The sequence below is a fragment of the Sphingobium chlorophenolicum genome (assembly GCF_000722875.1).
GTDB lineage: Bacteria > Pseudomonadota > Alphaproteobacteria > Sphingomonadales > Sphingomonadaceae > Sphingobium > Sphingobium chlorophenolicum.
The window spans coordinates 103,944-128,444 of the sequence record NZ_JFHR01000010.1 but is presented as its reverse complement, the minus strand read 5'-3'; the positions used below and the strand labels follow the sequence as shown (position 1 = coordinate 128,444).

At 65.0% G+C, this 24,501-nt stretch carries 29 protein-coding genes; 17 read left to right on the top strand and 12 right to left on the bottom strand.

What is annotated here, in order from left to right; all coding sequences use genetic code 11:
- Positions 1–77 precede the first annotated feature (77 nt).
- Both hisG and mnmA read right to left on the bottom strand, forming a co-directional pair.
- Positions 78–740: an ATP phosphoribosyltransferase gene (hisG, locus tag BV95_RS06510; RefSeq protein WP_037448912.1), complete on the bottom strand. Its 663-nt coding sequence runs from the start codon at positions 738–740 to the stop codon at positions 78–80.
- 120 nt (positions 741–860) lie between these two features.
- Entirely contained in the window at positions 861–1,967 is a 1,107-nt protein-coding gene (gene mnmA, locus BV95_RS06505) for a tRNA 2-thiouridine(34) synthase MnmA (protein WP_037448909.1), read from the bottom strand.
- 134 nt (positions 1,968–2,101) lie between these two features.
- Here mnmA and BV95_RS06500 point away from each other — a divergent pair, with 134 nt between their 5' ends.
- The 3 genes from BV95_RS06500 to BV95_RS06490 all read left to right on the top strand — a co-directional run bounded on the left by BV95_RS06500 (position 2,102) and on the right by BV95_RS06490 (position 3,218).
- A complete protein-coding gene (locus tag BV95_RS06500; protein WP_037448905.1) occupies positions 2,102–2,398 on the top strand; it encodes a hypothetical protein in 297 nt (98 codons plus the stop codon).
- A gap of 110 nt (positions 2,399–2,508) precedes the next feature.
- Positions 2,509–2,808, top strand: coding sequence for a CtrA inhibitor SciP (gene sciP, locus BV95_RS06495; RefSeq protein WP_007687284.1), 300 nt, complete (start codon positions 2,509–2,511; stop codon positions 2,806–2,808).
- A gap of 155 nt (positions 2,809–2,963) precedes the next feature.
- Positions 2,964–3,218 carry a GlsB/YeaQ/YmgE family stress response membrane protein gene (locus BV95_RS06490; RefSeq protein WP_013848281.1) on the top strand — a complete coding sequence of 85 codons (255 nt, stop codon included), beginning with the start codon at positions 2,964–2,966 and terminating at the stop codon, positions 3,216–3,218.
- 58 nt (positions 3,219–3,276) lie between these two features.
- Here the strand turns inward: BV95_RS06490 and BV95_RS06485 are convergent, their stop codons facing one another.
- Positions 3,277–3,525 (bottom strand): GlsB/YeaQ/YmgE family stress response membrane protein, encoded by a 249-nt coding sequence (locus tag BV95_RS06485; RefSeq protein ID WP_013848280.1) that lies wholly within the window; start codon positions 3,523–3,525, stop codon positions 3,277–3,279.
- A 190-nt stretch (positions 3,526–3,715) separates the two neighbouring features.
- On the opposite strand from BV95_RS06485, the gene BV95_RS06480 reads away from it, so the two are divergent.
- The 9 genes from BV95_RS06480 (at position 3,716) to ribH (ending at position 14,614) form a co-directional block, all read left to right on the top strand.
- Entirely contained in the window at positions 3,716–4,888 is a 1,173-nt protein-coding gene (locus BV95_RS06480) for an efflux RND transporter periplasmic adaptor subunit (RefSeq protein ID WP_037448991.1), read from the top strand.
- A 22-nt stretch (positions 4,889–4,910) separates the two neighbouring features.
- Positions 4,911–8,069 carry an efflux RND transporter permease subunit gene (locus BV95_RS06475; RefSeq protein WP_037448903.1) on the top strand — a complete coding sequence of 1,053 codons (3,159 nt, stop codon included), beginning with the start codon at positions 4,911–4,913 and terminating at the stop codon, positions 8,067–8,069.
- A gap of 250 nt (positions 8,070–8,319) precedes the next feature.
- A complete protein-coding gene (locus BV95_RS06470; RefSeq protein ID WP_037448900.1) occupies positions 8,320–9,582 on the top strand; it encodes a DUF445 domain-containing protein in 1,263 nt (420 codons plus the stop codon).
- A 282-nt stretch (positions 9,583–9,864) separates the two neighbouring features.
- Positions 9,865–10,548: an energy transducer TonB gene (locus BV95_RS06465; RefSeq protein ID WP_037448897.1), complete on the top strand. Its 684-nt coding sequence runs from the start codon at positions 9,865–9,867 to the stop codon at positions 10,546–10,548.
- A 24-nt stretch (positions 10,549–10,572) separates the two neighbouring features.
- On the top strand, positions 10,573–11,097 hold the full coding sequence (locus BV95_RS06460) for a hypothetical protein (protein WP_013848275.1): 525 nt from the start codon (positions 10,573–10,575) through the stop codon (positions 11,095–11,097).
- 32 nt (positions 11,098–11,129) lie between these two features.
- Complete coding sequence (gene ribD, locus BV95_RS06455; RefSeq protein WP_255265430.1) at positions 11,130–12,122, top strand: bifunctional diaminohydroxyphosphoribosylaminopyrimidine deaminase/5-amino-6-(5-phosphoribosylamino)uracil reductase RibD; 993 nt, start codon at positions 11,130–11,132, stop codon at positions 12,120–12,122.
- A 53-nt stretch (positions 12,123–12,175) separates the two neighbouring features.
- The gene (locus tag BV95_RS06450) at positions 12,176–12,790 is read left to right on the top strand and encodes a riboflavin synthase (RefSeq protein ID WP_037448893.1); all 615 of its coding nucleotides are present in this window, start codon (positions 12,176–12,178) and stop codon (positions 12,788–12,790) included.
- A 104-nt stretch (positions 12,791–12,894) separates the two neighbouring features.
- Positions 12,895–14,178: a 3,4-dihydroxy-2-butanone-4-phosphate synthase gene (gene ribB / locus BV95_RS06445; RefSeq protein ID WP_037448890.1), complete on the top strand. Its 1,284-nt coding sequence runs from the start codon at positions 12,895–12,897 to the stop codon at positions 14,176–14,178.
- A gap of 13 nt (positions 14,179–14,191) precedes the next feature.
- Complete coding sequence (gene ribH / locus BV95_RS06440; protein ID WP_037448887.1) at positions 14,192–14,614, top strand: 6,7-dimethyl-8-ribityllumazine synthase; 423 nt, start codon at positions 14,192–14,194, stop codon at positions 14,612–14,614.
- Between the two features lie 367 nt (positions 14,615–14,981).
- Here ribH and rpmG read toward each other — a convergent pair whose 3' ends face one another.
- On the bottom strand, positions 14,982–15,149 hold the full coding sequence (gene rpmG, locus BV95_RS06435; RefSeq protein WP_007687342.1) for a 50S ribosomal protein L33: 168 nt from the start codon (positions 15,147–15,149) through the stop codon (positions 14,982–14,984).
- A gap of 228 nt (positions 15,150–15,377) precedes the next feature.
- Here rpmG and BV95_RS06430 point away from each other — a divergent pair, with 228 nt between their 5' ends.
- The 3 genes from BV95_RS06430 (at position 15,378) to BV95_RS06420 (ending at position 16,915) form a co-directional block, all read left to right on the top strand.
- A complete protein-coding gene (locus tag BV95_RS06430; protein WP_037448884.1) occupies positions 15,378–15,716 on the top strand; it encodes a hypothetical protein in 339 nt (112 codons plus the stop codon).
- Positions 15,717–15,740: 24 nt separating this feature from the next.
- Positions 15,741–16,307, top strand: coding sequence for a TMEM165/GDT1 family protein (locus tag BV95_RS06425; RefSeq protein WP_037448881.1), 567 nt, complete (start codon positions 15,741–15,743; stop codon positions 16,305–16,307).
- Between the two features lie 116 nt (positions 16,308–16,423).
- Positions 16,424–16,915 carry a Dps family protein gene (locus BV95_RS06420; protein ID WP_037448985.1) on the top strand — a complete coding sequence of 164 codons (492 nt, stop codon included), beginning with the start codon at positions 16,424–16,426 and terminating at the stop codon, positions 16,913–16,915.
- A 120-nt stretch (positions 16,916–17,035) separates the two neighbouring features.
- On the opposite strand, the gene BV95_RS06415 is transcribed toward BV95_RS06420, so the two are convergent.
- The 8 genes from BV95_RS06415 to BV95_RS06385 all read right to left on the bottom strand — a co-directional run bounded on the left by BV95_RS06415 (position 17,036) and on the right by BV95_RS06385 (position 23,183).
- On the bottom strand, positions 17,036–17,506 hold the full coding sequence (locus BV95_RS06415) for a GreA/GreB family elongation factor (RefSeq protein ID WP_037448880.1): 471 nt from the start codon (positions 17,504–17,506) through the stop codon (positions 17,036–17,038).
- A 114-nt stretch (positions 17,507–17,620) separates the two neighbouring features.
- Positions 17,621–19,447 carry a cobaltochelatase subunit CobT gene (gene cobT / locus BV95_RS06410; protein ID WP_037448878.1) on the bottom strand — a complete coding sequence of 609 codons (1,827 nt, stop codon included), beginning with the start codon at positions 19,445–19,447 and terminating at the stop codon, positions 17,621–17,623.
- Positions 19,447–20,232, bottom strand: a complete 786-nt coding sequence (locus BV95_RS06405; RefSeq protein WP_037448876.1) for a tyrosine-protein phosphatase — start codon at positions 20,230–20,232, stop codon at positions 19,447–19,449. Before BV95_RS06405 ends, cobT begins: the two co-directional genes overlap by 1 nt.
- On the bottom strand, positions 20,229–20,651 hold the full coding sequence (locus BV95_RS06400) for an OsmC family protein (RefSeq protein ID WP_037448874.1): 423 nt from the start codon (positions 20,649–20,651) through the stop codon (positions 20,229–20,231). Before BV95_RS06400 ends, BV95_RS06405 begins: the two co-directional genes overlap by 4 nt.
- Before the next feature lie 3 nt (positions 20,652–20,654).
- Complete coding sequence (locus tag BV95_RS06395) at positions 20,655–21,029, bottom strand: hypothetical protein (RefSeq protein ID WP_037448872.1); 375 nt, start codon at positions 21,027–21,029, stop codon at positions 20,655–20,657.
- Entirely contained in the window at positions 21,008–21,433 is a 426-nt protein-coding gene (locus tag BV95_RS23450) for a HEPN domain-containing protein (RefSeq protein ID WP_156028587.1), read from the bottom strand. The genes BV95_RS06395 and BV95_RS23450 overlap by 22 nt, the downstream gene beginning before the upstream one ends.
- 1 nt (position 21,434) lies before the next feature.
- On the bottom strand, positions 21,435–22,442 hold the full coding sequence (gene cobS, locus BV95_RS06390; protein ID WP_037448870.1) for a cobaltochelatase subunit CobS: 1,008 nt from the start codon (positions 22,440–22,442) through the stop codon (positions 21,435–21,437).
- Between the two features lie 123 nt (positions 22,443–22,565).
- The gene (locus BV95_RS06385; RefSeq protein ID WP_037448868.1) at positions 22,566–23,183 is read right to left on the bottom strand and encodes a J domain-containing protein; all 618 of its coding nucleotides are present in this window, start codon (positions 23,181–23,183) and stop codon (positions 22,566–22,568) included.
- A 44-nt stretch (positions 23,184–23,227) separates the two neighbouring features.
- On the opposite strand from BV95_RS06385, the gene BV95_RS06380 reads away from it, so the two are divergent.
- Positions 23,228–23,515, top strand: a complete 288-nt coding sequence (locus BV95_RS06380) for a BolA family protein (protein ID WP_013848261.1) — start codon at positions 23,228–23,230, stop codon at positions 23,513–23,515.
- A 33-nt stretch (positions 23,516–23,548) separates the two neighbouring features.
- On the top strand, positions 23,549–24,454 hold the full coding sequence (locus BV95_RS06375; RefSeq protein ID WP_037448866.1) for a pirin family protein: 906 nt from the start codon (positions 23,549–23,551) through the stop codon (positions 24,452–24,454).
- Positions 24,455–24,501: the final 47 nt, after the last annotated feature.

The window sequence follows — 24,501 nt, the reverse complement described above, 5'->3', positions numbered from 1 at the left end:
TCCATCTCCCATAAGAAGCTTCAAGCGGAACGATCGGGAGATGGGTTCCCGCCTTCGCGGGAATGACGATAAGGGGGTCACGCGGCATCCTTGCCCCCCACGGCCTTGCGGAACGCCTCCACCAGCGGCACCAGTTCGGCCGAGCGCATCTTGTAGGCGGCGCGATTGACGATCAGCCGGGCCGATACCTGCATGATGACGTTGGTTTCGACCAAGCCGTTGGCCTTCAGCGTAGCGCCCGACGATACCAGGTCCACGATCCGCCGCGACAGGCCCAGCGAAGGGGCCAGTTCCATCGCGCCGTTCAGCTTCACGCATTCCGCCTGAATGCCCCGCGCCTCATAATATTTGCGCGTCAGGTAAGGATATTTGGTGGCGACGCGGACGTGGCTCATCGCCGCCTCATCCTCGTCAGCCAGCCCTTCAGGTTCCGCAACGGACAGGCGGCAATGGCCCATGTCGAGGTCGACCGGCGCGTAGATTTCGGAATAATCGAACTCTTCCAGCACGTCCGATCCGACGATGCCGATCTGCGCCGCGCCATGCGCCACGAAGGTCGCCACGTCAAAGGCGCGCACGCGGATGATCGACACGTCCGGGCGGTTGGTGGCGAAGCGAAGGGCGCGGCTCTTCTTGTCATGGAACTCCGCCTCCGGTTCGATACCGGCCTGGGCGAGCAGGGGCAGCGCCTCATCGAGGATGCGCCCCTTGGGGATGGCGAAGGTGAGCGGACGAGTCATGACGCGCGGGCCTTACTTTGAGGGGCGGGAAAGGGCAAGGTTTTGGGGGAGCGCGGGATGATTAACTAATGCCGCGCAAGCCCACCCCCAACCCCTCCCGCTTGCGGGAGGGGCTTAATATCAGGCCGCCTCTGCCAGCGCCGCCTCGGTCGCTGCGATCCAGCCGCCGCCCAATACCCGGTCGCCCGCATAGAGCACCGCCGCCTGCCCCGGCGCGACGCCATATTCGGGGGCGTCGAACACCAGCCGGTCCTGCTCAAGCCGGGCGGGGACGGGCTTCGCCATGGAGCGCACCTTGGCGGTCAGAGGCCCGGAGAAATCGCCGCCCAGCCAGTTGATGTCGCTCAGCCGCGCCGCCGATACCGCCAGCGCCGCCTTCGGGCCGACGATCACGCGGCGCGCCTCCGCATCCAGCCGCACGACATAGAGCGGTTCGGCCTGACCACCGATCTCCAGCCCTTTGCGCTGGCCGACAGTATAGTGGATCATCCCCTTGTGCGTGCCCATCAGGCGGCCGTCGATATGGACGATGTCGCCGCCTTCGTCGGCATCGGGCCGCAGCTTGCGCACGATCTTCGCATAATCGCCGTCGGGCACGAAGCAAATGTCCTGGCTGTCCGGCTTCAGCGCCACCGACAGGCCCAGTTCCGCCGCGATTTCGCGCACCTGCGGCTTGGGCAGGCCGCCCAGGGGGAAGCGCAGATAGTCCAACTGCGCCTGAGTCGTGGCGAAGAGGAAATAGCTCTGGTCCCGCGCCGGGTCGGCGGCGCGGTGCAGTTCGGCGCCCTGCGCGCCCTCCACCCGGCGGACATAATGGCCGGTGGCCAGGCAGTCCGCGCCCAGGTCGCGGGCGATCTGGAACAGGTCGGTGAACTTCACCCCCATATTGCATTTCACGCAGGGGATGGGGGTGCGCCCGGCCATATATTCGTCGGCAAAGTCGGCGATCACCGAATCCCGGAACCGGCTTTCATAATCAAAGACATAATGGGCGATGCCGATGCGGTCGGCGACCGCCCGCGCATCGCGTATGTCCTGCCCCGCGCAGCAACTGCCGGTGCGGCCGACCGCCGCGCCATGGTCGTAAAGCTGGAGCGTGACGCCGATGGTTTCCGCACCCGTGCGCGCCGCCAGCGCGGCGACCACGCTGGAATCCACGCCGCCTGACATCGCGACGACGATCCGCCGCGCATTCAGCGGCTCGGCAAGCTGGAACTGGGGCTGCATGGGCGCGCATATAGTCGTCCTCATCGCGGCCTGCCAGACGGATTCAACGTTTCGTCGCATCCTGTCGCATCCATGCGCCATTTCGGGGTCCAAATTTACCGGACCTTATCCTTTGCTCCGTAAACCGCTCTCCTATGGATTTGGGATTCCTTCGGACAGGCGGGCTTAAGCCCAGCTTCGTCAAGCCTTCGGGCCGACGGCGCGTGCCGGTCTGGCCGTCCTTGCGAGCCGCTTCGGCGGCGGAGCAGGCGGCCAGCCCGACGGCGCAGGCGGTCGCGGGCGTCCTGCGGGGGCAGGATATCGAAGGGGACTGGGTCCAGGAACTGGCCGATATCCTCGCGCCACGTTCCGACGGCGACATCGAGGCCGCTGGGCTCGCGGGCAGCTTTAACCCGTTGATCGCGAACCGATTAAGGGTGGGGCAAGGATGATGAAGGGGGCGTTTACCGTGGCGCTTTAGGGCCTGTTCAGGGCTTGAGGCGCAAACAGGCAAACACTGCTGAGCAATCGGTAACGCCAGTGCCGCTTATTGAGGGTGATAATGATCGAAAACCAGAAAATCAGACCTGCCCAGGTCGTAGGGCCGCTCGGAGAACCCCTGACTCTGGAAAGCCTGCCTCCCGTCGACACGACCCGCTGGGTCGTGCGCCGCAAGGCTGAGGTCGTGGCGGCCGTGAACGGCGGCCTGCTGACAGTGGATGAGGCCTGCGCCCGCTATTCCCTGACGCTGGAGGAATTTGCGAGCTGGCAGCGCGCCGTCGACCGTTCGGGCATGCATGGCCTGCGCGTGACGCGCATCCAATATTACAAGTCCCTCTACGAACGGCAGCAGAAATACTGATCATCCGTTATAGAAGAAGGGTCGCATAGGATGGCCGCCGGATATGGCATCCGGCGGCCTTCTTCTTTGTCAAGGCGAAATGGAACGCAAAGCCGACTTCTCCGTTGAACAGGTCAGCCCACCCGAAAGGGGCTGTGGACCAAGGAGAGTGAGAAATGGGCATCATCTTGTGGCTCGTCGTCGGCGGCGTCATCGGCTGGCTCGCCAGCATGGTCATGCGGACCGACGCGCAACAGGGCATCCTGCTGAACATCGTCGTCGGCATCGTCGGCGCGTTCATCGGCGGCCTGATCTTCAGCGGCGGTTCGATCAATGACGGCCTGACGCTTTACAGCTTCCTCGTGTCGCTGGTCGGCGCCATCATCCTTCTCGCCATCGTCAATCTGGTGCGGCGCGGTTCCGTCCGCTAACACCCGTCGACAGAGAGCAAAGAGGCCGTGCCCCAGGGGCGCGGCCTTTTTTCATGCTTCAATTCCGCCCGGCGAAGAAGCGATAGAGGGCCAGCACCCCGATGGACCCCAGCACCGCCGCGATGAAGCTGGCCTGCTCGCCGGGTTCGTAGACGCCCAGCAGCCGCCCGACATAGCCCGCCAGCAGCGCGCCCGCGATGCCGAGCAATATGGTGAGGATGCAGCCGCCGGGATGGCGGCCGGGCATGACCAGACGGGCGATGGCCCCCGCGAACAGGCCGACAATGATCCACCCCAGCAATTCCATCGTAGCCCTCCAGTTTGCCAAGCAAGCCATAGCGCCATAGTCAGACCCCTTTGGCAAGGGCTTGGCAATGGGCCCTGCCGAATGGCTTTGCGGTCCGCCCCGCACCCGTGATATGGGGGCTTGAGCCGGGTGATATATTCATATAATACAGCAACCCGAACGGCGCTCCATGCCGAATGATGGATTCAGGATGAATTACGAAACCCCGCTGGTCGGCGACGCGCCGGCAAATGTCCTCGACGATCGGGACGGACGCGCGATCTGGCGCCGCAAGCTGGCGATCGGCGCGGTCGTGGCGATCCTGCTGATCGCCGCCGCCACATGGATCAGCATGCATCGCAAGGGCGCGCAGGCCCCCGCCGCCAGCGCGCAGGCGCCGGTCGTGACGGTAATCAGCCCCGGCCTGTCGACCGTGGCGCACACCGTCAGCGCCACGGGATCGCTGGCGGCGCGGGTGGAGATGCCGGTCGGCGTGGTGGGCGAAGGCGGCGCGGTGACGCGGGTGCTGGTGCAGCCGGGCGACTGGGTGCGGGCCGGCCAGGTGCTGGCGACCGTCGAACGCTCCGTCCAGACCGAACAGATTCGCTCGCTCGCCGCGCAGGTGGAAGTGGCGCGCGCCGACGCCAAGCTGGCGCAGGCGCAGCTAGACCGCGCCAGGGCGCTGGTTTCCCGCGGCTTCATCAGCCAGGCCGATATCGACCAGCGGACCGCGACCCGCGACGCCGCCAATGCCCGCGTCAATGTGGCCGTCGCGCAACTGGCCGAACAGCGCGCCCGCACCGGCCGCCTGGACATCCGCGCTCCCGCCGCCGGACTGGTGCTGACCCGCGCCGTGGAGCCGGGCCAGATCGTCGGATCGGGCAGCGCCGTGCTGTTCCGCATGGCGAAGGGCGGGGAAATGGAAATGCTGGCGCAGGTCAGCGAAGGCGATCTGGCGGCGCTGCGCCCCGGCAACGGCGCCACCGTGACCCCGGTCGGCGGCACGGCGCAATTCGCCGGGCGCGTCTGGCAGGTGTCGCCGGTGGTCGACAACCAGACCCGCCAGGGCATCGCCCGCATCGCCATCCCCTATAACCCTGCGATCCGTCCGGGCGGCTTCGCCTCCGCCGCGATCGTCAGCGGCACCGGCTCCGCGCCGATGCTGCCGGAATCGGCGGTGCAGAGCGACGAGAAGGGCAATTATGTCTACATCGTCAACGGCCGGAACGAAGTGCAGCGGCGCGACGTCAGGATCGGCCAGGTGACGGATGCGGGCGTGTCCATCCTGAACGGCCTGAAGGGCAACGAACGCATCGTGGCTTCGGCCGGGGCGTTCCTGACGCCGGGGCAGAAGGTGAAGCCGGAAGCCGGCAAGTCCAAATGACGCGGCAGGCGAGGAAATCGTCATGAGTTTTCGCAATATTTCCGCCTGGGCCATTCGCAACCCGGTGTCGCCGCTGGTGCTGTTCGCGGCGCTGCTGCTGGCGGGGCTGGTCAGTTTCATGCGGATGGACGTCAACCAGAATCCCGACATCAGCTTCCCGATGGCGCAGGTCGTCGTGTCGCAGCCGGGCGCCGCGCCGACCGAACTGGAAACCCAGGTGACGCAGCGGATAGAGGCCGCCGTGCGCGGCATCAGCGGCGTCGATGAAATCACGTCTTTCGTGTCCGAGGGCCGGTCGCAGACCAATGTGCAGTTCCAGATCGGCACGCCGGTCGACCGCGCCGTCAACGACGTGAAGAACGCCGTCGACCAGATTCGCAGCGATTTGCCTGAGGGGATTTTGGAACCGCAGGTCAGCCGCGTCGACATTGACGGCGGCCCCATCGCCTATTTCAGCGCCGAAGCGACCGACATGACGCTGGAGGAACTGTCCTGGTATGTCGACAATACGGTGGCGAAGCGGCTGCTGGCCGTGCCCGGCATGGCGGCGGTCACCCGCGGCGGCGGCGTGTCGCGCGAAATCCGCGTCATACTGGACCCCGCCAAGCTGCAATCGCACGGCATCTCCGCCAGTCAGGTCAACCAGCAGCTCCAGCAGGTAAACATGAACGCGGCGGGAGGCCGCACCGAAATCGCGGGGGCAGAACAGGCGATCCGCGTGCTGGGCAACGCCCGCGACGCCTATGCGCTGGGCCAGACCCAGATCGCCATTTCCGGCGGCCGCACCGTCAAGCTGGCGGACCTGGCCGACGTGCGCGACATGTATGCCGAACAGCGTTCGCTGTCGCTGATGAACGGGCGGCAGGTCACCAGCTTCCGCATGGAAAAGGCCAAGGGGTCGTCCGACGTCACTGTCTTCGACGAAGCGATGAAGGTGCTGGACAAGCTGAAGGAGGAAAATCCGAAGGTCCAGTACAAGCAGCTCTACACCAGCGTCGAATATACCAAGGGCCAGTATCACAGCGCCATGCAGGCGATGATCGAGGGCGCGGTGCTGGCGGTGGTCATCGTCTTCCTGTTCCTGCGCGACTGGCGGGCGACCATGATTTCGGCGCTGGCCATTCCGCTGTCCGCGATTCCGGCCTTCTGGTTCATGGACATGATGGGCTTCACCCTGAACGGCATCTCGCTGCTGGCGCTCAGCCTGGTGGCGGGCGTGCTGGTGGACGACGCCATCGTGGAAATCGAGAATATCGTGCGCCACATGCGCATGGGCAAAAGCGCCTATCAGGCATCCATCGACGCCGCCGACGAAATCGGACTGGCGGTGCTGGCGACGACCATGGCCATAGTCGCGGTGTTCCTGCCGGTGGCGCTGATGCCGGGCGTTTCGGGCCAGTTCTTCATCCAGTTCGGCATGACCGTGGTGGTCGCCGTGCTGCTGAGCCTGGCGGTGGCGCGGCTGATCACGCCGATGATCGCCGCCTATTTCCTGAAGGCCCATGGTCAGGAAAGCCATGGCGAAGGCTGGATGATGGACGTCTATATGGCGGTGTTGCGCTGGTCGCTGGACGAGCGCAAGGCGATTGCCCACCGCGCCCGCGGCGGCGCGGCGCGCTTCACCGCCTGGATCCGCGACCATCGCATCTGGACGATGGGCATCGGCTTCCTGGCGTTCGTCGCCACGATCTTCGCCTTCGGCACGCTGCCCATGTCGTTCCAGCCGACCATCGACACCGATTTCAGCCAGGTGAAGATCGAAACCGTGCCCGGCAGCACGTTGCAGCAGACCACCGCCATCACCCGCAAGGTGGCGGACATGCTGGCCGCCGACAAGGACATGGTGGAGGCCGCCTTTTCCGATATCCAGACGACCGGGGCCGACATCTACCTGACGTTGAAGAAGGACCGGCCGATGTCCTCGGTCGAATGGGAGCGCAAGGTCGCGCCCGCATTCCAGCAGGTCGCCGACGCCCGCGTCAATTTCCAGTCGCAGTCGGGCGGCGGCTTTGGCCGGGACATCGTCATCATGTTCGGCAGCGACGATCCGGCGAAGCTGGAGGAGACGGCCAACAAGCTGGTGGCGGAAATGGCGGACATCCATGAAATCCGCGCGCCGCGGGTGGCGGGCGACATGAACCGCCCCGAAATCGTCATCAAGCCGCGCTTCGACCTGGCCGCCAGCCTGGGCGTCACCACTGCGGCGCTCAGCCAGACGATCCGCGTCGCGACCATCGGCGACATCGACCAGAACAGCGCCAAATTCTCCCTGTCCGACCGGCAGATACCGATCCGCGTGTCGGTCGCGGAAAACAGCCGCCGCGACATCGCGACGATCCAGAACATGCCGGTGCCGACGGTCAGCGGCGGTTCCGTGCCGCTGAAGGTCGTGGCCGACATCGAATTCGGCGCAGGGCCTACGCAGATCCGACGCTACAACCAGATCCGCCGCATCGTCGTGGGCGCCGACCTGGCGCCGGGCGTCGTCATCAGCCGGGCCATGGAAAAGATCGATGCCCTGCCGACCATGAAGGCGATCACCGACGGCAAGATCCGGGGTGTGCAGAAGCTGAACATCGGCGACAGCAAGTGGCAGGCCGAACTGATCCAGAATTTCGTCATCGCCGTCATTTCCGGCATCCTGCTGGTGCTGGCGGTGCTGACGCTGCTGTACAAGCGGCTGATGCCGCCCTTCGTCAATCTGGGGTCGCTGCTGCTGGCGCCGCTGGGCGGGGCGCTGGCGCTGCACCTGACCGGCAATCCGGTGTCCATGCCGGTGCTGATCGGGCTGCTGATGCTGCTGGGCATCGTCGCCAAGAATTCGATCCTCGTCATCGACTTCGCGCTGGAGGAGATGGGCAAGGGCGTGCCGAAGCTGGAGGCGATCATCGACGCCGGGCACAAGCGCGCCCAGCCCATCGTCATGACCACCGTGGCGATGGTGGCCGGCATGGTGCCGACTGCCCTGTCGCTGGGCGGCGACGGCGCGTGGCGCGCTCCGATGGGGATCACCGTGATCGGCGGCCTGATCCTGTCGACCGTGCTGACGCTGGTGATCGTGCCCGCAAGCTTCAGCCTGGCGCTGGGGATAGAGGAATGGGTCGGCCCGCGCCTGGGTCGCCGCCTGCTGACCTACAAGCCGGAGGATAGCCGGGCGGGGGCTGCTCAGGCGGCGGAGTAGGGTGGTTCTAAGCTATTCCCCCTCCCGCTTGCGGGAGGGGGTTAGGGGGAGGGCGAGCGCGGCGAGCGTCGGCCTTGTCCACAAAGAGCGGCGCTGAATGGACAGGCCCTCCCCTAACCCCTCCCGCAAGCGGGAGGGGAACTATGATCGCTCATGTCCGCAACTGGTCCCTTGCCGTCATCCCGTCCCCCTCCTCTTCCGAAAAGAAGCGCTTGCCTGAACGAAACGGCGGCGTAACCGTTGGCTGGTCATGAAGATGCTCGCCCCGCCCCGTCCCGCCGCCAGCCCCGTCCATCCGGCGCGGCGCATGCGGATGGCGGCGACGGCTATGCTGATCGCCATGGCGGCGCTGTTCCTGGCGGCCCGGGCGACGGTCCATCTCCACCCGGCCATCGGCTTCGTCCAGGCCTTTGCCGAGGCGGCGATGGTCGGCGGTCTGGCCGACTGGTTCGCCGTCACCGCGCTGTTCCGCCATCCGCTGGGCCTGCCTATCCCCCATACCGCGATCATCCCACGCAACAAGGACCGGATCGGGGATACGCTCGCCCTGTTCCTGCGCGACAATTTCCTGACCCCCGCCGTCGTGGCGCGGCGCATGCAACGGCTGGACATGGCAGCAGCGGCGGGGCGCTTCCTCGCCAGCCCGTCCGGCGGCGACGGGCGTCTGCGGGAGGGCGCGTCCCGCCTGGCCGCCGACATATTGGAGGCGCTGGACCAGGAGAGGCTGGGCGGCATGGTGAAGGGGGCCATCGCGCAAAGGCTGCGCGCCATGAACGTGGCGCCGCTGATCGGGCAGGCGCTGGAGGCGGCGATGCGGGACGGCCGCCACGCGCCGGTGATGGACGGCATCATCCTGTGGGCGGACAGGACTTTGGAGGCCAACGACCATCTGATCCGCCAGATGGTGCATGACCGGTCTGGCAAGATATTGCGCTGGACCGGCCTGGACGAGAATCTTTCCAACGCGATTATCGACGGGCTGCGCAGGCTGCTGGCGGACATGGCGCAGGATCCGGGCCATAGTCTGCGCCTGAAGGCGGAGGAAGGGCTGGCGACACTCGCCGCCGACCTGCAATTCGATCTGGAGATGCAGGCCCGCGTGGCGCATATCCGCGACGAGATCGTGGACAATCCGGCGATGCAGCGCTGGATCGACGGCCTTTGGGAGCAGGCGCGGGGCGGCCTGCTGCGGGCGGTGCGCGATCCCGGCAAGGCGATGGCGGGGCGGCTGGGAGAGGCGCTTCATCAGCTTGGCGGCACTTTGCAGAGGGACGCCCGGCTTCGGTTTCTCATCAACCGCTTCGTGCGTCGGGCGGCCGTGGGGGCGACGGCAACCTATGGCGATGCCATCGTCAAGCTGGTCAGCGAAACCGTGCGCGGATGGGATGCGGGCACGGTCACCAGCCGGCTGGAACATGCGGTCGGGCGCGACCTGCAATATATCCGGGTCAATGGGACGCTGGTGGGCGGGCTGGTGGGGCTCGCCATCCATGCGGTTGATACGCTGCTTTAGGATGAGCGGGGATTTGGCCAATAACTGACATCAATTCCTCCCTGCGCGAAGCGTGGGCAGGGTCGAAGCGAGTGGTGGAGGGAAAATACGCAGGTCGTGCCCCTTTCCCCTCCACCAGTCTTCGGCCGGTCTCCCTCCCATCTCTCGAAGGGGAGGAATAGGATAGGTCCGTCCTCCGATTGCTATGCATCTTCTAAAATTAATGTTGCAACATATCATTGAAATATGTTGTAACATTACATACCGATTCCCGGAGAGGAAGTGAACGACAGGAGGGCAGATATGCAGTGGATCAGCACGGCAGGCGGCGAGACCATTTCCGGCTATAACGGCAGCAAGCGTTCGCCCATCGGCATAGGCGGGGCCATCGCCGTCCATGCTGTGGTGGTCGGCGCCTATCTGCTGATGCCCAAGGAGGTGATCGATACCTTCCGCAACTCTCCGTTCACGACCTATGCCATCCCCGAAACGCCCCCGCCGCCGCCCGAAAAAGCGGCCCCGGAAACGGACAGCAAAATCCCGCCCAAAACCCGTTCGCAGCCGACCACCGTGCCCGACACGATCGTGGACACGTCCACCAAGGGCGGCTTCACCGCGAAAGCAGACGATCACCCCATCTTCGACTCCGGCGCCAGAACGATAGAGCCGCCCTTCACGCCGCCGATTCCCGAACCGGTGCTGGCCGAGGCCAGCATCGATCCCCGCGCCCTGGCCGCGTTCCAGCCCGACTATCCCGGTGCGATGATCCGGCAGGGGATGGAGGGCAAGGTCGTGGTGCGCGTCACCATCGGTCCTGACGGGCGCGTCACCGACATAGAAAGGCTGTCGGCGGCCGACGAAGCCTTCTGGGTCGCCACGCAACGCCATGCCCTGCGCAAATGGCGCTTCCGTCCGGCGACTCGCGATGGCGTGCCGATCAGTTCGACCAAGGTGCTGACCGTCCATTTTCGCCTGGCAGACGTCTGAAATCGAAGGAAAGGGGCCGGAAAGATGACTGCAGGCGACAGCGCTTTTGCATCCGGCCCCGCCTTCCCCTATATCGGCGGCATGGCGATCTTTCCCCGTCCGGTGTCTCCCAAGAGCGCGATGAGCGACCTGTGGAGCTATTTTCGCGAGAACCGGCCCCATAAATGGCCGTTGCTCGGCCTGTCCGTCGCGTTCACCTGGGTCATTATCTGGGCCTTCATCGTCGACGCCAACACCAACACCATGCCGACGCGCAACCAGATATTCTATGTGCAGAGCTGGGACGCCAACCGCACCGACGCGGCGATCATCCTGCAGCAGAAGATCGACCTCGCCAAGCGCGAGGCGGCGATCCAGAAGCGGCAGAGGGAAATGCAGGGCGTGGCCGATATTTTCGGCATCGACTGGAAGAAGGACGAAGAGCGCAACACCGCCCGCCGCAAGGAAGCGCTGAAGCAAATCAACGCGCAACTCGACCAACGTCTGGCCAAGGCCGAGGCCATGGAGAAATCCGCTCCCGCAGCCCAGAGCGGAGCGGCCCAGCCCTGAGCGTCCGACCGAAAACCGTCCGATCTGAATCCATATTGGCCCCCGCCGATCCCGCGCAGGACCGGCGGTTCATGGCCGCCGCCATCGCCCTTTCGGAACGCGGGCGGGGGCTTTCCACGCCCAATCCCAATGTCGGCTGCCTGATCGTGAAGGACGGCCATGTCGTCGGGCGCGGCTGGACGCAGAAGGGCGGCCGCCCCCATGCCGAGGCGCAGGCGCTGGACGAAGCGATGGAGCGCGCCCGCGGCGCCACCGCCTATGTGACGCTGGAGCCTTGCTTCCACCTTTCCCCACGCGGCCCGCGCTGTGCCGACCTGATGGCCCGCGCCGGGGTGCGGCGCGTGGTGATCGCGCTGCGCGATCCCGATCCGCGCACCGATGGGCAGGGCGCCGCATGGCTGCGACAGCGTGGCATCGCCGTCGACATGGGGCTGATGGCGCAGGAAGCCGCCGCCGCGATGCGCGGTTTCGTGCTGCGCCAGACTTTGGGCCGCCCGGCGGTGACGCTGAAGCTGGGCCTGTCGCTCGACGGCCGGATCGCGCTGGCGGACGGGTCCAGCCGCTGGATCACCGGTCCAGAAGCCCGCGCCCATGCCCATGTGGAGCGGGCGCGGCATGACGCCATATTGGTGGGCGGCGGCACGCTGCGCAGCGATGCGCCCCGGCTGGACGTGCGGCTGCCGGGGCTGGAGGATCGTTCGCCCAGGCGCGTATTGCTCAGTCATGGCGATGCGCCCGGTGGCTGGGAAGTCATCGCCGCGCCGGAGGACATCGCCGCCCTGCCCCATGTCGACCATCTGCTGGTCGAGGGCGGCGCGCAGGCTGCCGCGGCCTTCCTGCGGGCCGATCTGGTCGACCGGTTGCTGCTTTATCGCGCCCCGATCCTGATCGGTAATGGGTTGGCGGGCGTCGGCGATATCGGCCTGGCCGATCTGGCCGATGCGCATGGCCGCTGGCGCATCGACGACGAACGGCGGCTGGGTAATGATCGGCTGGAGGTTTACCTGCGCAACCGGAACGCCTAGATCACCCCCGAAAGCATCGCCCTTAAGGGCACCACAAGCAACAGGCGCTCCTCATGTTCACCGGCATCATCACCGACATCGGCACCATCCGCACCCATGAACAGCGCGGCGACCTGCGTCTGGTCATCGGCTGCGCCTATGACATGGAAACGGTCGCCATCGGCGCGTCCATCGCCTGTTCCGGCGCCTGCCTGACGGTGGTGGAAAAGGGCGCGGACTGGTTCGCGGTCGACCTGTCGGCGGAAACCGTCGCCCGCACTGCGCCGGGGCTGTGGGAATTGGGGGGGCGCCTCAATCTGGAGCGCGCGTTGAAGGTCGGCGACGAACTGGGCGGCCATATCGTCACCGGCCATGTCGACGGCATCGGCACCCTGGTGTCCGCCACCGGCGAGGGCGATTCGACCCGCCTCCTGATCGCCGCGCCCGCCGCGCTGGCGCCCGCGCTGGCGACGAAGGGTTCGATCACGGTCGACGGCATCTCGCTGACCGTCAACACGGTTGAGGATCAGGCGGACGGCAGCGTGCATTTTGGCCTGAACATCATCCCGCATACCGCCGCCGCCACGACGCTGGACAGACTGGCGGAGGGTCGCGCCTTCAATCTGGAGATCGACGTGCTGGCCCGCTATCTCGACCGGATGCAGAGCCTTCGCATGAGCGCGAACTGATACGGATCGAGATAAATTCATAAGCGCGATGTGATAATTTCTTGTCATGATCACATCTTGATGTGATATGCCGCTTCATCCCATTCGGGGAAGGAGTCGTTTTCATGTCGTCAGCCCTTATCGACACCGTCCGCTCGCTCGTCACCGGCGGCGGCATGTCCCGGTCCGGCCTTGCCCGCGCCGCTGGCCTTCACGCCAATTCGCTGCGCAAGCTGGGCGAGGCGGACTGGAACCCCACCGCCGAAACGCTGGGCAAGCTGGAAACTTATCTCGCCAAGCGCGAGGGCGGCACCGCCCTCGCCTCCCCAGAAGAGATCATCAACGAGGCGCGCAACGGCCGCATGTTCATCCTGGTCGATGACGAGGACCGGGAAAATGAGGGCGATCTGGTCATCCCCGCGCAGATGGCGACGCCCGACGCGATCAACTTCATGGCCACCCATGGCCGCGGCCTCATCTGCCTGGCGCTCAGCAAGGAACGGGTCGATCATCTTGGCCTGGGCCTGATGAGCCGCAACAACGGTACTCGGCACGAAACCGCCTTCACCGTGTCGATCGAGGCGCGCGAGGGCGTGACCACCGGCATCAGCGCCGCCGACCGCGCCCGCACCATCTCCGTCGCGATCGACGGGTCGAAGGGCCGGGACGATATCGTGACGCCAGGCCATGTCTTTCCGCTGGTGGCGAAGGACGGCGGCGTGCTGGTCCGCACCGGCCATACCGAGGCGGCGGTGGACGTCGCCCGGCTGGCGGGGCTGAACCCGTCCGGCGTCATCTGCGAAGTGATGAAGGACGACGGCACCATGGCGCGGCTGGACGACCTGATCCCCTTCGCGCAGAAGCACAAGATGAAGATCGGCACGATCCGCGACCTGATCGCCTATCGCCGCCGCCACGATCATATGGTGGAGCGCCGCGCCGAAACCGTCTTCAACAGCCAGTGGGGCGGCGATTGGAAGGCGATCAGCTTCTACAACAAGGCGACGCAGACCGAACAGCTCGTGCTGCAAAAGGGTCATGTTTCGCCGGACGAACCGACTTTGGTCCGCATGCATCAGCTTTCGCCGCTGGACGATGTCTATGGTGCGACCGGGCCGCGCAACGGCCTGCTCGCCAAGTCGATGGAGATCATCGCCCAGGAAGGGGCGGGCATCATCGTCGTGCTGATTTCCCAGACGCCGGGCGATTTCGTGAGCCGCGTCCTGCGCCATCATGCGGGCCAGTCCGACGAAGGCATGGACGAATTGCGCGACTATGGCGTGGGCGCGCAGATCCTGGCCGAACTGGGCGTGCACGACATGATTCTGGTCAGCAACAGCCATCACAGCCTGATCGCGCTTGACGGCTATGACCTGGCCGTGGTTGGGCAGCGGTCGATCGAGCTTTAAGGAACCTTCGTCCATGGCAAAATTCCTGATCGTCGAAGCGCGCTTCTACGAACATCTCAATGACCTGTTGATCGAAGGCGCGGTCGCCGCGCTGGAGGATGAGGGGCATAAATATGAGGTGGTGACAGTGCCCGGCGCGCTGGAAATACCCGGCGCGGTGGCTTTGGCGGCGGAGACGGGCCGCTATGACGGCTTCATCGCCATCGGCGTGGTGATCCGCGGCGAGACCTATCATTTCGAAGTGGTGTCGAACGAAAGCGCGCGCGGCCTGATGGCGCTCAGCATGGACGGCATCCCCATCGGCAACGGCATATTGACGGTCGAGAATGAGGCCCAGGCGCTGACCCGCGCCAGGCGGGACGAAAAGGACAAGGGCGGCGAAGCGGCCAAGGCGGCCATCGCCATGCTGGCCCTGCGGGAGAAATTCGGGGCCTGAGGCGCGGGGCGCCGGGGTCGGGCCTGTGGCCGTGGTTGGCTAATCCAAGACATTAAATTCCTCCCTACGCGCAGCGTGGGGAGGGTCGAGGAGAGGCACGTGACTCTCTTCGACGCCGCCTAAGGCGGGGGTAGAGGGGAAATGGCGCGACCTGCGCATTTTCCCCTCCGTCAGCGCTTCGCGCTGCCACCTCCCCATCTATCGATGGGGAGGAATAGGGTAGGTCCGCCATCCACCCAAAGCCGCCATGATTGGCAATCTGTCCCGCCAACAAGGAAAGGCCCGCTCCCCAAAGGGGACGGGCCTCTTCGTTCGGGCATCGCGCAGCGAACCCAAATGTCGTCAGGCGGCGCGAGCCGCCCTCAGATCACTTGATCTTGGCTTCCTTGAACTCGACATGCTTGCGCACGACGGGGTCGTACTTGCGGAAGCTCAGCTTCTCGGTCTTGGTGCGCGGATTCTTCTTGGTGACGTAGAAGAAGCCGGTGTCAGCCGAGCTGACGAGGCGAATCTTGACGGTTGCTGGCTTGGCCATGGCCTTAGTCCCTGGTCGTGAATATCATGAAAAAGAAGAGCGGCCCCAAATCTCTTTCGAGGAAGGGACCGCCCCGTTTCAGCGGCGGCTCATGAGGGAGATTCGGGTCGATGTCAAGGCTCGTGGGCCCGACCTTGCGGCCATGCTACACTTTACGCGCCCTTAACCGGGGCGCCTTATGGTGGAGTCGGGGCCGAAGGATGGGGCCGAAGATGGGGGATTCACGCCATGCGACATGATCCGATGCTGGTCATTCTGGCCAACCTGCTTTGCCGGGTCGACGGGCTTGCGGGGGAACGGGGCCATGTGTCGGTGGTGCGGCTGCGCGACGAGATCGACCAGATACGTCATATCGCGCGGGCCTTTCGCCTGGACACGGTGGAATGCCTGGCCAGTACGCTGCAATCGGCGCTGTCCCTGCAGGGGGCGGGGCCCGTGGTGATGTCCTATCTGGACCTGATGCGCGACGCCATCGCCGCCGAAATGCCGGAGGCGGATGTCATCCCCATGCCCATGACCGCCAAGCCCGCCAGACCCGCCGGAAACGGCGCGCATCCGGTCGCCTGAACCGAATCGGGAAATAGCCGCCGAATGGACGCATTGCTGATCGCGCTGCTCGGCTGCCTGTTGGGGGAGATCGGGGACAAGGGGCAATGGCTGACCCTGGCGCTGGCGCAGCGGTTCCGGCGGGACGGCGCGGTGATCGCGGGGATCGTGGCGGCCGCCGTCGCCAATGCCGCCATAGGGGCTGCGGCGGGCGCTTTCCTGATGCGGATGCTGGGGTCCGATGCCCGGCTGCTGTTCCTGGCGCTGGCGCTGATCTTCCTGGGCGGCGGCATGTTGTGGCCAGTCGGGCGGCCCGACCCGTTGGCCAACTGGCGGCTGGGGCCGTTCCTCACCACCGCGCTGGGCCTGTTCATCCTGGGTTTCGGCGGCGGCGCGCAATTCCTGATCCTGGGCATCGCCGTCCGCACCGCCGATCCCCTGCTGGCCGCGGCCGGGGGCGCCATGGGCATCGTCGCCGCGACGGCGCCGGTGGTTCTGCTGCGCGAGCGGCTGTTCAAGATGCTCCCCATATCCGTCATCCGCCGGGGGGGCGGCATATTGGTGCTGCTGATCGGCCTTGCCGCGGCGGTTTCGGCATTGAACCTTGGCTGATCGAACGACTGCATCAGACTGACAGAAAATTTCGCCCGAAATTTGGCATTTGTCATGGCACGTTATCGGCCAAGGATCATTATATGTCCGAAACCAATCAGCAGCAGGAGCCAAGCATGACCTCCCCCGACCTCAAGACCCCGACGGACCTGCGCGGCAACGCTACCAAGTCGGTCGCGCAGGCGCTGAACGGCGTGCTGGCGGACAGCTATGCGCTGTATTTCAAGACCAAGAATTTCCACTGGCATGTCTCCGGCCCGCATTTTCGCGACTATCACCTGATGTTCGACGAGCAGGCCGCGCAGATCCTGGCGACGACCGACCTGATCGCGGAGCGGGTGCGCAAGACCGGTAACACGACACTGCGCTCCATCGGCGATATTGCGCGCCATCAGTCGGTGGTCGACAATGACGCCGATTATGTCAGCCCCGGCGACATGCTGAACGAACTGCGCGAGGATAATCTGAAGCTGGTCGAATCGCTGCGCGCTGCGAAGGCCGCCGCGACCGAGGCGGGCGACAATGCGACCGAAGGCATTATCGACGACTGGACGGATCAGGCCGAGGAACGCGCCTGGTTCCTGTTTGAGGCCGGTCGCAACGGCTGATAGGAAAAGGCCCTCCAGTCAGGACTGGAGGGCCTTTTTTGGTCCTTAACATGCTCCTCCTGCGAAGGCAGGAGCCCAGTTCAGACGGCGGGACTGGGTTCCTGCCTACGGAGGAACCCATTATTCCTCCAATATCGCCTCTATGGCGATGATCGTGATCGCGCCCGGTTTGCCGGCGAAATCGATGGCTTCCCCCTCCTCCGCATCCATCATGGCGCGGGCCAGCGGCGCGGAGAAGGCGATGCGCCCTTCCGCCGGTTCGGCTTCATCGTCGCCGACGAGATCGATCCGCTTCTCCTTGCCGTTCAGGCGGTAGGTGACGCGGCTGCCGAAGGCCACGGCCTCCGCATCCGGGATAGGCCGCAATTCCGCCGTCGCCAGCCGGGTCCGCCAATAGCGCAGTTCGCGCTTCAGCTTCTTGGCGTCCTCCTCGGCCATGGCTTCGGTCTCGACCGCTTCCAGCGCCTCCACCTTCTCCCGCGTCAGCCGCAGGCCCCGCGCCGTCACCCAGTTAGGGCCGGGCGGCAACGGAATCTCGAAAGTGGGTTCCAGATGCTCCTCGTCACTTTCGCGACGGAAGGCGACACTCATTGCACTCTCCTACTTAAACGCCCGTCGGGGCCTTTACGAGGTCGAGATTGCCGGTCTTCTTTTCAAGGGAAGGTCCGGGTCTCGACATCGTCGAAGCCCGAACGAGCAGGGCTTCTAATCTTCGTCGAACAGGCCGGCGAGTTGCTCCACCATGGTGCCGCCGAGCTGTTCGGCATCCATGATGGTCACGGCGCGGCGATAATAGCGGGTGACATCATGGCCGATGCCGATGGCGACGAGCTGCACGGGCGAGCGATTCTCGATCCACTCGATCACCTGCCGCAAATGGCGCTCCAGATAGGTGCCGCTGTTCACCGACAGGGTGGAGTCATCGACCGGCGCGCCGTCGGATATCACCATCAGGATGCGGCGCTCCTCATTGCGCGCGAGCAGGCGGCTATGCGCCCACAGCAGCGCCTCGCCGTCGATATTCTCCTTGAGCAGCCCCTCGCGCATCATCAGGCCCAGATTCTTGCGCGCCCGGCGCCAGGGTTCGTCGGCCTTCTTGTAGACGATGTGGCGCAGGTCGTTCAGACGCCCCGGCATCGGCGGACGCCCGGCGGCCAGCCAATCCTCGCGGCTCTGCCCGCCCTTCCAGGCGCGGGTGGTGAAGCCCAATATCTCGGTCTTGACGCCGCAGCGTTCCAGCGTGCGCGCCATGATGTCGGCGCTGATCGCCGCGATGGAGATGGGCCGCCCGCGCATCGATCCGCTATTGTCGATCAGCAGCGTGACGACGGTGTCGCGGAATTCGGTGTCCCGCTCGATCTTGTAGCTGAGCGAGCGGGTGGGATCGATCACGATCCGCGCCAGCCGCGCCGCGTCGAGCAGCCCTTCCTCCTGGTCGAAATCCCAGGACCGCGACTGCTGCGCCATCAGCCGCCGCTGGAGCCGGTTGGCGAGTTTCGTCACCGCGCCCTGCAGGCTGACGAGTTGCTGGTCGAGGAAGCCGCGCAGCCGCAGCAATTCATCCTCGTCGCACAGGTCTTCGGCCGTCACGACCTCGTCATGCAGCATCGTATAGGGCTTGTAATCGAAGCCCGGCGGCAGATCGCCCATCGGCCGGTTCGGGCGGACGGGCATCATGCCGTCCTCGCCCATATCCTCCGCGCCTTCTTCGCTGTCGGCGTCGAATTCGTCGCTATATTCGGTTTCGCCGTCCTCGGTGTCGCCGCCCTGATCCTCGGCGCGGGTCTCTGCAAAGGCGTCGCTGTCGCCCGCCTGATCCTCGCCGCTGTCGCCGTCCTCCTGTTGCTGCTCTTCCTCCTCGCCCTCTTCCTGCGGTTCGGAATCGTCGGTTTCGGGCGGCACGTCGGCGTCGATCAACTGGAGATGCTCCAGCATGGCCGATGTCAGCTTCTGGAAAGCGCGCTGGTCGTCTATCGCCATGGCCAGAGCGTCGAGATCGGCGCCCGCCTTGTCCTCGATCCACTGGTCGACCATGGCGAGGCCCGCCCGCACATCCTTGGGCGCGGCCTGTCCGGTCAGCCGTTCCCGCACCTTGAGCGCCAGCGCGGTCGACAGGGGCACTTCATCGGCGGAACGCGCCCGGCGGATCGGATCGGATTTCAGCTTGAGGTCGAGCGCATGGTTGAGGTTGGCGCGCACCCCCTCCATCGCCCGCGAACCGATCGCCTCTACCCGCGCCTGCTCGACGGCGTCGTAAACCGCCCGCGCCGTCGCGTCGCCGGGTGCGGCGGCGTTGTGGACCTTCGCATTATGGTGCCGCAGCCGCAGCGCATTGGCGTCGGCATAGCCCCGCGCCAGCGCCACCTGATCGGCGGGCAGGTTGCGGCCGGGCGTCGGCACCTTGATCGCCTTGCCAGCCATATGCGGCGTGTCGGCGGTGAAGCCCACCTCCACCTCCGCATCGCGGGCGATGGAGCGCGCCGCGCCTGACAGCACATCCTTGAAGGCGTCGAGGGGGGAACGGTCGGCCATCAGTCCAGCAGCATCCCGCGCATCGCATCCCGCGTCGCGGCGTCCACGCCCAGCATGTCGTTCAAATAGCCGTCCACGCCGCCATGGCTTTCATCCAGCGCCGCGAAGAACGTGTCCAGATAGACGGCCTCCGCGCTCAGCAGCGGTTCGAGCATCTCGGTCTTCGCCAGCCGCATCCGCGCCACCAGCGTGTCGCGCTGCGCCAACAGCCAGTCCCAATCGGCATGGGCGTTGGTCGCCAGATAATCCTGAACGATGGTCGGGCGCGGCACGCCCAAAGCGGCCAGGATCAACGCCGCACCCACGCCGGTGCGGTCCTTGCCCGCCGAACAGTTGATCAGCAATGGCACCCGCCCATCCGCGATCCGTTCGAACATGGCGCGGTAGGATTCGGCATGATCGACCGGAATGACGCGATAAAGGGCGATCATCGTCTGGCGCATGTCTTCGGCCGTGGCGCCGTCGCGCTGCAGCATCTCGCCCAGCAGGCCGCTGCTTTCCGTATAGTCGCGGCAGAAATAATCGACATCCGCCCCATGCCATGACGTGGGTTCGGCAGTCCGTTCGTTGCCCCGGCGGAAATCGCAGATCGCCTTGATGCCGAGCGAGCGGAGATGGTCCGCATCCCCGTCCGTCAGCAACGCCATCGTCCCCGACCGGTAGAGCATGCCGCGCTTCACGCAGCGCCCGTCGGCGGTCGCATAACCGCCGAAGTCGCGCAGGTTGAACGCGCTCTCCAACGGCAGGCGGCCTTCCTCCGGCGTCAGGGCGACAGTCCCGCTCACGGCCGCTCGCCCTCACCCACATAGGGCACGGCGATGGTTTCGATCTGCGTTTCGACTTCGCTCATCAGCTTGTGCACCGGGCATTTGGCGGCGACGGCGATCAGCTTGTCATGCTGGTCCGCGCTCAAAGGGCCGGACAGCGCGATGCGCGTCGTCAGCCTGTAGATGCCCTTGCGTTCCTGGCTGGCGTCGCGGACCACGCCGACATGGATGCCCTCCACCGGGATGCCGTTGCGCTGCGCATACCAGAGCATGGTCATCGCCTTGCACGCGCCCAGAGCCGAATCGTAGAGGTCATGCGGGTCCGGCCCGGCGTCATCGCCGTCCGGCGCCGACATGTCCGCGATCAGTTCATGCCCTCTGATGCTGATCCGATGGGCGGTCCTGCCCTCCGGATCGATCCGTTCGACCACGATCATAGACTACACGGCCATCCTAAGGACGACACCATCCGGAAGGAAGAAGCCGTTGAAACGATTGTTGCTGAACGTTGCCGCCCCAAGCCCTTCCATATGCAGAAATTTACCCAAACCCTGAACAACCGGATGGTCGGCCGACTTCAATTCAACCGACCCTATATCCAGAGTAGGCATCTCCACTCGATGCTTTGAGATAGTTTCGGAAACCAAGCGATAGAATTCGCTTTTGTCTGTAATTTGAGCCGAAGGCACAATCCACAAGCGCCATGTTTCGGTGTCCGAACTATACACCCATACGGCCCCACGTGGCTTCACCTTGCCTTCGTCAAGATAACGAACAAGGCACTGTCCTTCTTTCACCAATGTGTTTGTATCCATGGCAGGACTCCATGCTGTTCATTTTGAATGGCATTAATCAAATAATGGGCAGAACTTTTGTCAGTAGATTCGTAACGGGACTCTGGAACCCATTCCAATGTTATACCCCAATTTGCCGAAAACTCGCTGTCTTCATCCTGCTTGGCACGGAGGTCGGCTCTCAGGCCAGCAAGACCAACCAATGAATCGAGACTGTGCGTATGTAACGAATTTACAAGTTTCTTGTCGGGGATCGTTTCCGCCGAAAATTGGGTCGCCGCACACGCCTTCAGCCCCAGCTCCACGGCATAGCCCGCTAGATAATAGGCGCTCGCCCATCTTTCACATTGGAAGAGAAGAGCGGCGTCGTCCAATTTGGAAAGGCTAAGCGCTTTAAGATGCGCCCGTGAAAGGCCTTGAACCATATTACGCCGCCCGGTGCGCCACGCTTTCGGGCAGATCCTTGCCGAAGACGCGCTGATAATATTCGGCCACCAGCGGCCGTTCCGCCTCGTCGCATTTGTTGAGGAAGCTGAGGCGGAAGGCGAAGCCGATATTCTTGAAGATCAGCGCATTCTGCGCCCAGCTTATCACGGTGCGCGGCGACATGACGGTCGAGATGTCGCCGTTGACGAAGCCCTGACGGGTCAGTTCCGCCACCTTGATCATATTCTCGACTTCCTTGCGGCCGCCCTCATGATCATATTCTCCGGACTTGGCGAGCACCACCTGCGCCTCGGTCGCGGCGGGCAGATAGTTGAGCGCGACCACCAGGTTCCAGCGGTCCATCTGGCCTTGGTTGATCTGCTGCGTGCCGTGATAGAGGCCGGTCGTGTCGCCCAGGCCCACGGTGTTGGCCGTCGCAAACAGACGAAACCAGGGGTTCGGGCGGATGACCCGGTTCTGGTCGAGCAAAGTCATCTTGCCGTCGGTTTCCAGCACGCGCTGGATCACGAACATCACGTCGGGGCGACCGGCGTCATATTCGTCGAACACCAGCGCGACCGGCCGTTGCAACGCCCAGGGGAGCAGACCTTCGCGGAATTCCGTGACCTGCTGGCCTTCCTTCAGGACGATGGCGTCGCGGCCGACCAGATCGATGCGGCTGATATGCGCGTCCAGATTGATGCGGATGCACGGCCAGCGCAGGCGGGCGGCGACCTGTTCGATATGGCTCGACTTGCCGGTGCCGTGATAGCCCTGCACCATCACGCGGCGATTATAGGCGAAGCCTGCCAGGATCGCGAGGGTGGTGTCCGGATCGAACACATAGGCGGGGTCGAGATCGGGCACCCGCTCGTCCGCCTCCGAAAAGGCGGGGATTTTCATGTCGACATCGATGCCGAACACTTCGCGCGCGTCGACTTCGCGGTCGGGCGAGGCCAGCAGCGTTTCGGCGCGGGTATCGGGCTGGACGTTCGGGATGTCGGTCATCTGCTGGTCTCTTTGAACGGTCTGGTCGGCACTGCCCTAGCCATCGGGGACAGGCATGTCGATAGAGTGGGGCCTTAACGTGCGGGGATCAAGCGGCCCATTCGGCCAAACTGGCCTGCTGCCTCAGGCGAAGGCCTCCGCCTTCCGCAGAAGCTGATAGGCCTCGATCACCCCCTGCAACGACGCCTCATGGCCCCGATCGCCGCCATTATGATCGGGATGGAAGCGCCGGAGCAGTTCGGTATAGCGCTGCCGCAGCGCCTTGCGGTCCGCGTCGATCGGCAATCCCATCACGTCCAGCGCCCGGCGGTCGTCCCGCGACAGATATTTCCCGTCCTGCCGCATCTGGCTGTCCGCCCGCGCCTTCGCCACCCGTTCCTTGAACTTGGCGCCGATGGCGTCCAGCGGATCCTGAAAATCCGACCATTTGGGCGGCGGGCTGGCGGCATTGGAGGAAAAGGCCCGCGTCTCCCGCTCCCACCCCGCATAGGGGCGCTGGGCGGCGGCGATCTCCTCCGGGCTCATGCCGGTGAAGAAATTATAGCCCTGGTTGAACTCCCGCACATGGTCCAGGCACAGCCAGCGCCAATTCGGTCCCTCCCGGTTCGCCGTGCTTCCTTCCAGCGGCGGGGCGCGGAATTCGCCCGGCTCCTCGCAGCCGGGAACCGCGCAGGGCCGGTCGCTTTCCACGCGGCCGTGGAAACGGTTGAAACGGCGTGTCGAGAAGGGATCGCTGGCCAAGATTGTCCTGATGCAAGTGCGGGCAAAAGGCCTATATAGGCGTCATGACCGAGATTGTTAAAGGCCCCGTCGCCACCGAAATCGAAGCCCGGCTGCGTGCCGCCCTGACCCCCGAACGGCTCGCCGTGATCGACGACAGCGAGAAGCATCGCGGCCATGCGGGGCATGACGGATCGGGCGAAAGCCACTTCACGGTGGACATCGTTTCCGAACGCTTCACCGGCCAGAACCGGGTTGCCCGCCAGCGACTGGTCAACGCCGCGCTGGCCGACCTGCTGCGCGACAAGGTCCACGCCCTGGCGATAAAGGCCCGCGCCCCCGGCGAAGCATGACGCCATAGCGCTACTATCCCGACTGGAGTCAGCATGACCACGCCCGACCCGATCATCCAGACCATCACGCCGACCAGCCATAATCTGGGCGATTTCCGGGTCCATCGCTCCCTGCCGGCCAGGGAACGCACCATGGTCGGCCCGTTCATCTTCTTCGATCAGGCCGGTCCCGCCCGGATCGCGCCGGGACAGGGCGTCGACGTGCGTCCGCACCCGCACATCAATCTGGCCACCGTCACCTATATGTATGAGGGCAGCTTCCTTCACCGCGACTCGCTGGGCACGGAACAGTTGATCGAGCCGGGCGCGGTCAACCTGATGACGGCGGGCAAGGGCATCGTCCATAGCGAGCGGTCGCCGGACGAAGACCGGGCGAAACTGTCGAAACTTTCCGCCATCCAGACCTGGCTGGCATTGCCCGACCGTTATGAGGAGATGGACCCGGCCTTCGAACATGTCGGCGAGGGCGGCCTGCCCATCGTCGACGGCGGCCACGCAAGGGCCCGCGTGATCATGGGCAGCCTTTGGGGCCAGACCTCGCCCGTCACCACCTATGCGAACACCATCTATGCCGACATACAGCTTTCCCCCGGCGGCTCCGTCCCTATCGACGCGGATGCGGAGGAGCGGGCGATCTATGTCTCCCGCGGTGACGCGGCGCTGGATGGGGTGATGCTCCAGCCGCAGACGCTCTATGTGCTGCGTCCCGGCATCCGGGCGACGTTGATGAGCGTGGATGGCGGGCGCGTGATGCTTTGCGGCGGGGAAGCGTTCAAAACGCCGCGCCATGTCTGGTGGAATTTCGTGTCATCCTCGACCGACCGGCTGATGCAGGCCCGCGAGGATTGGGAAGCCATGCGCTTTCCGCTGATCCCCGGCGACGATCAGGAATTCATCCCGATCCCGCAGGGGCGGCCGAAGACGGTGAGCTATCCGTGAGCCAAATAATCCATCGTGCTCCTGCAAAGGCAGGAGCCTAGGCCGCT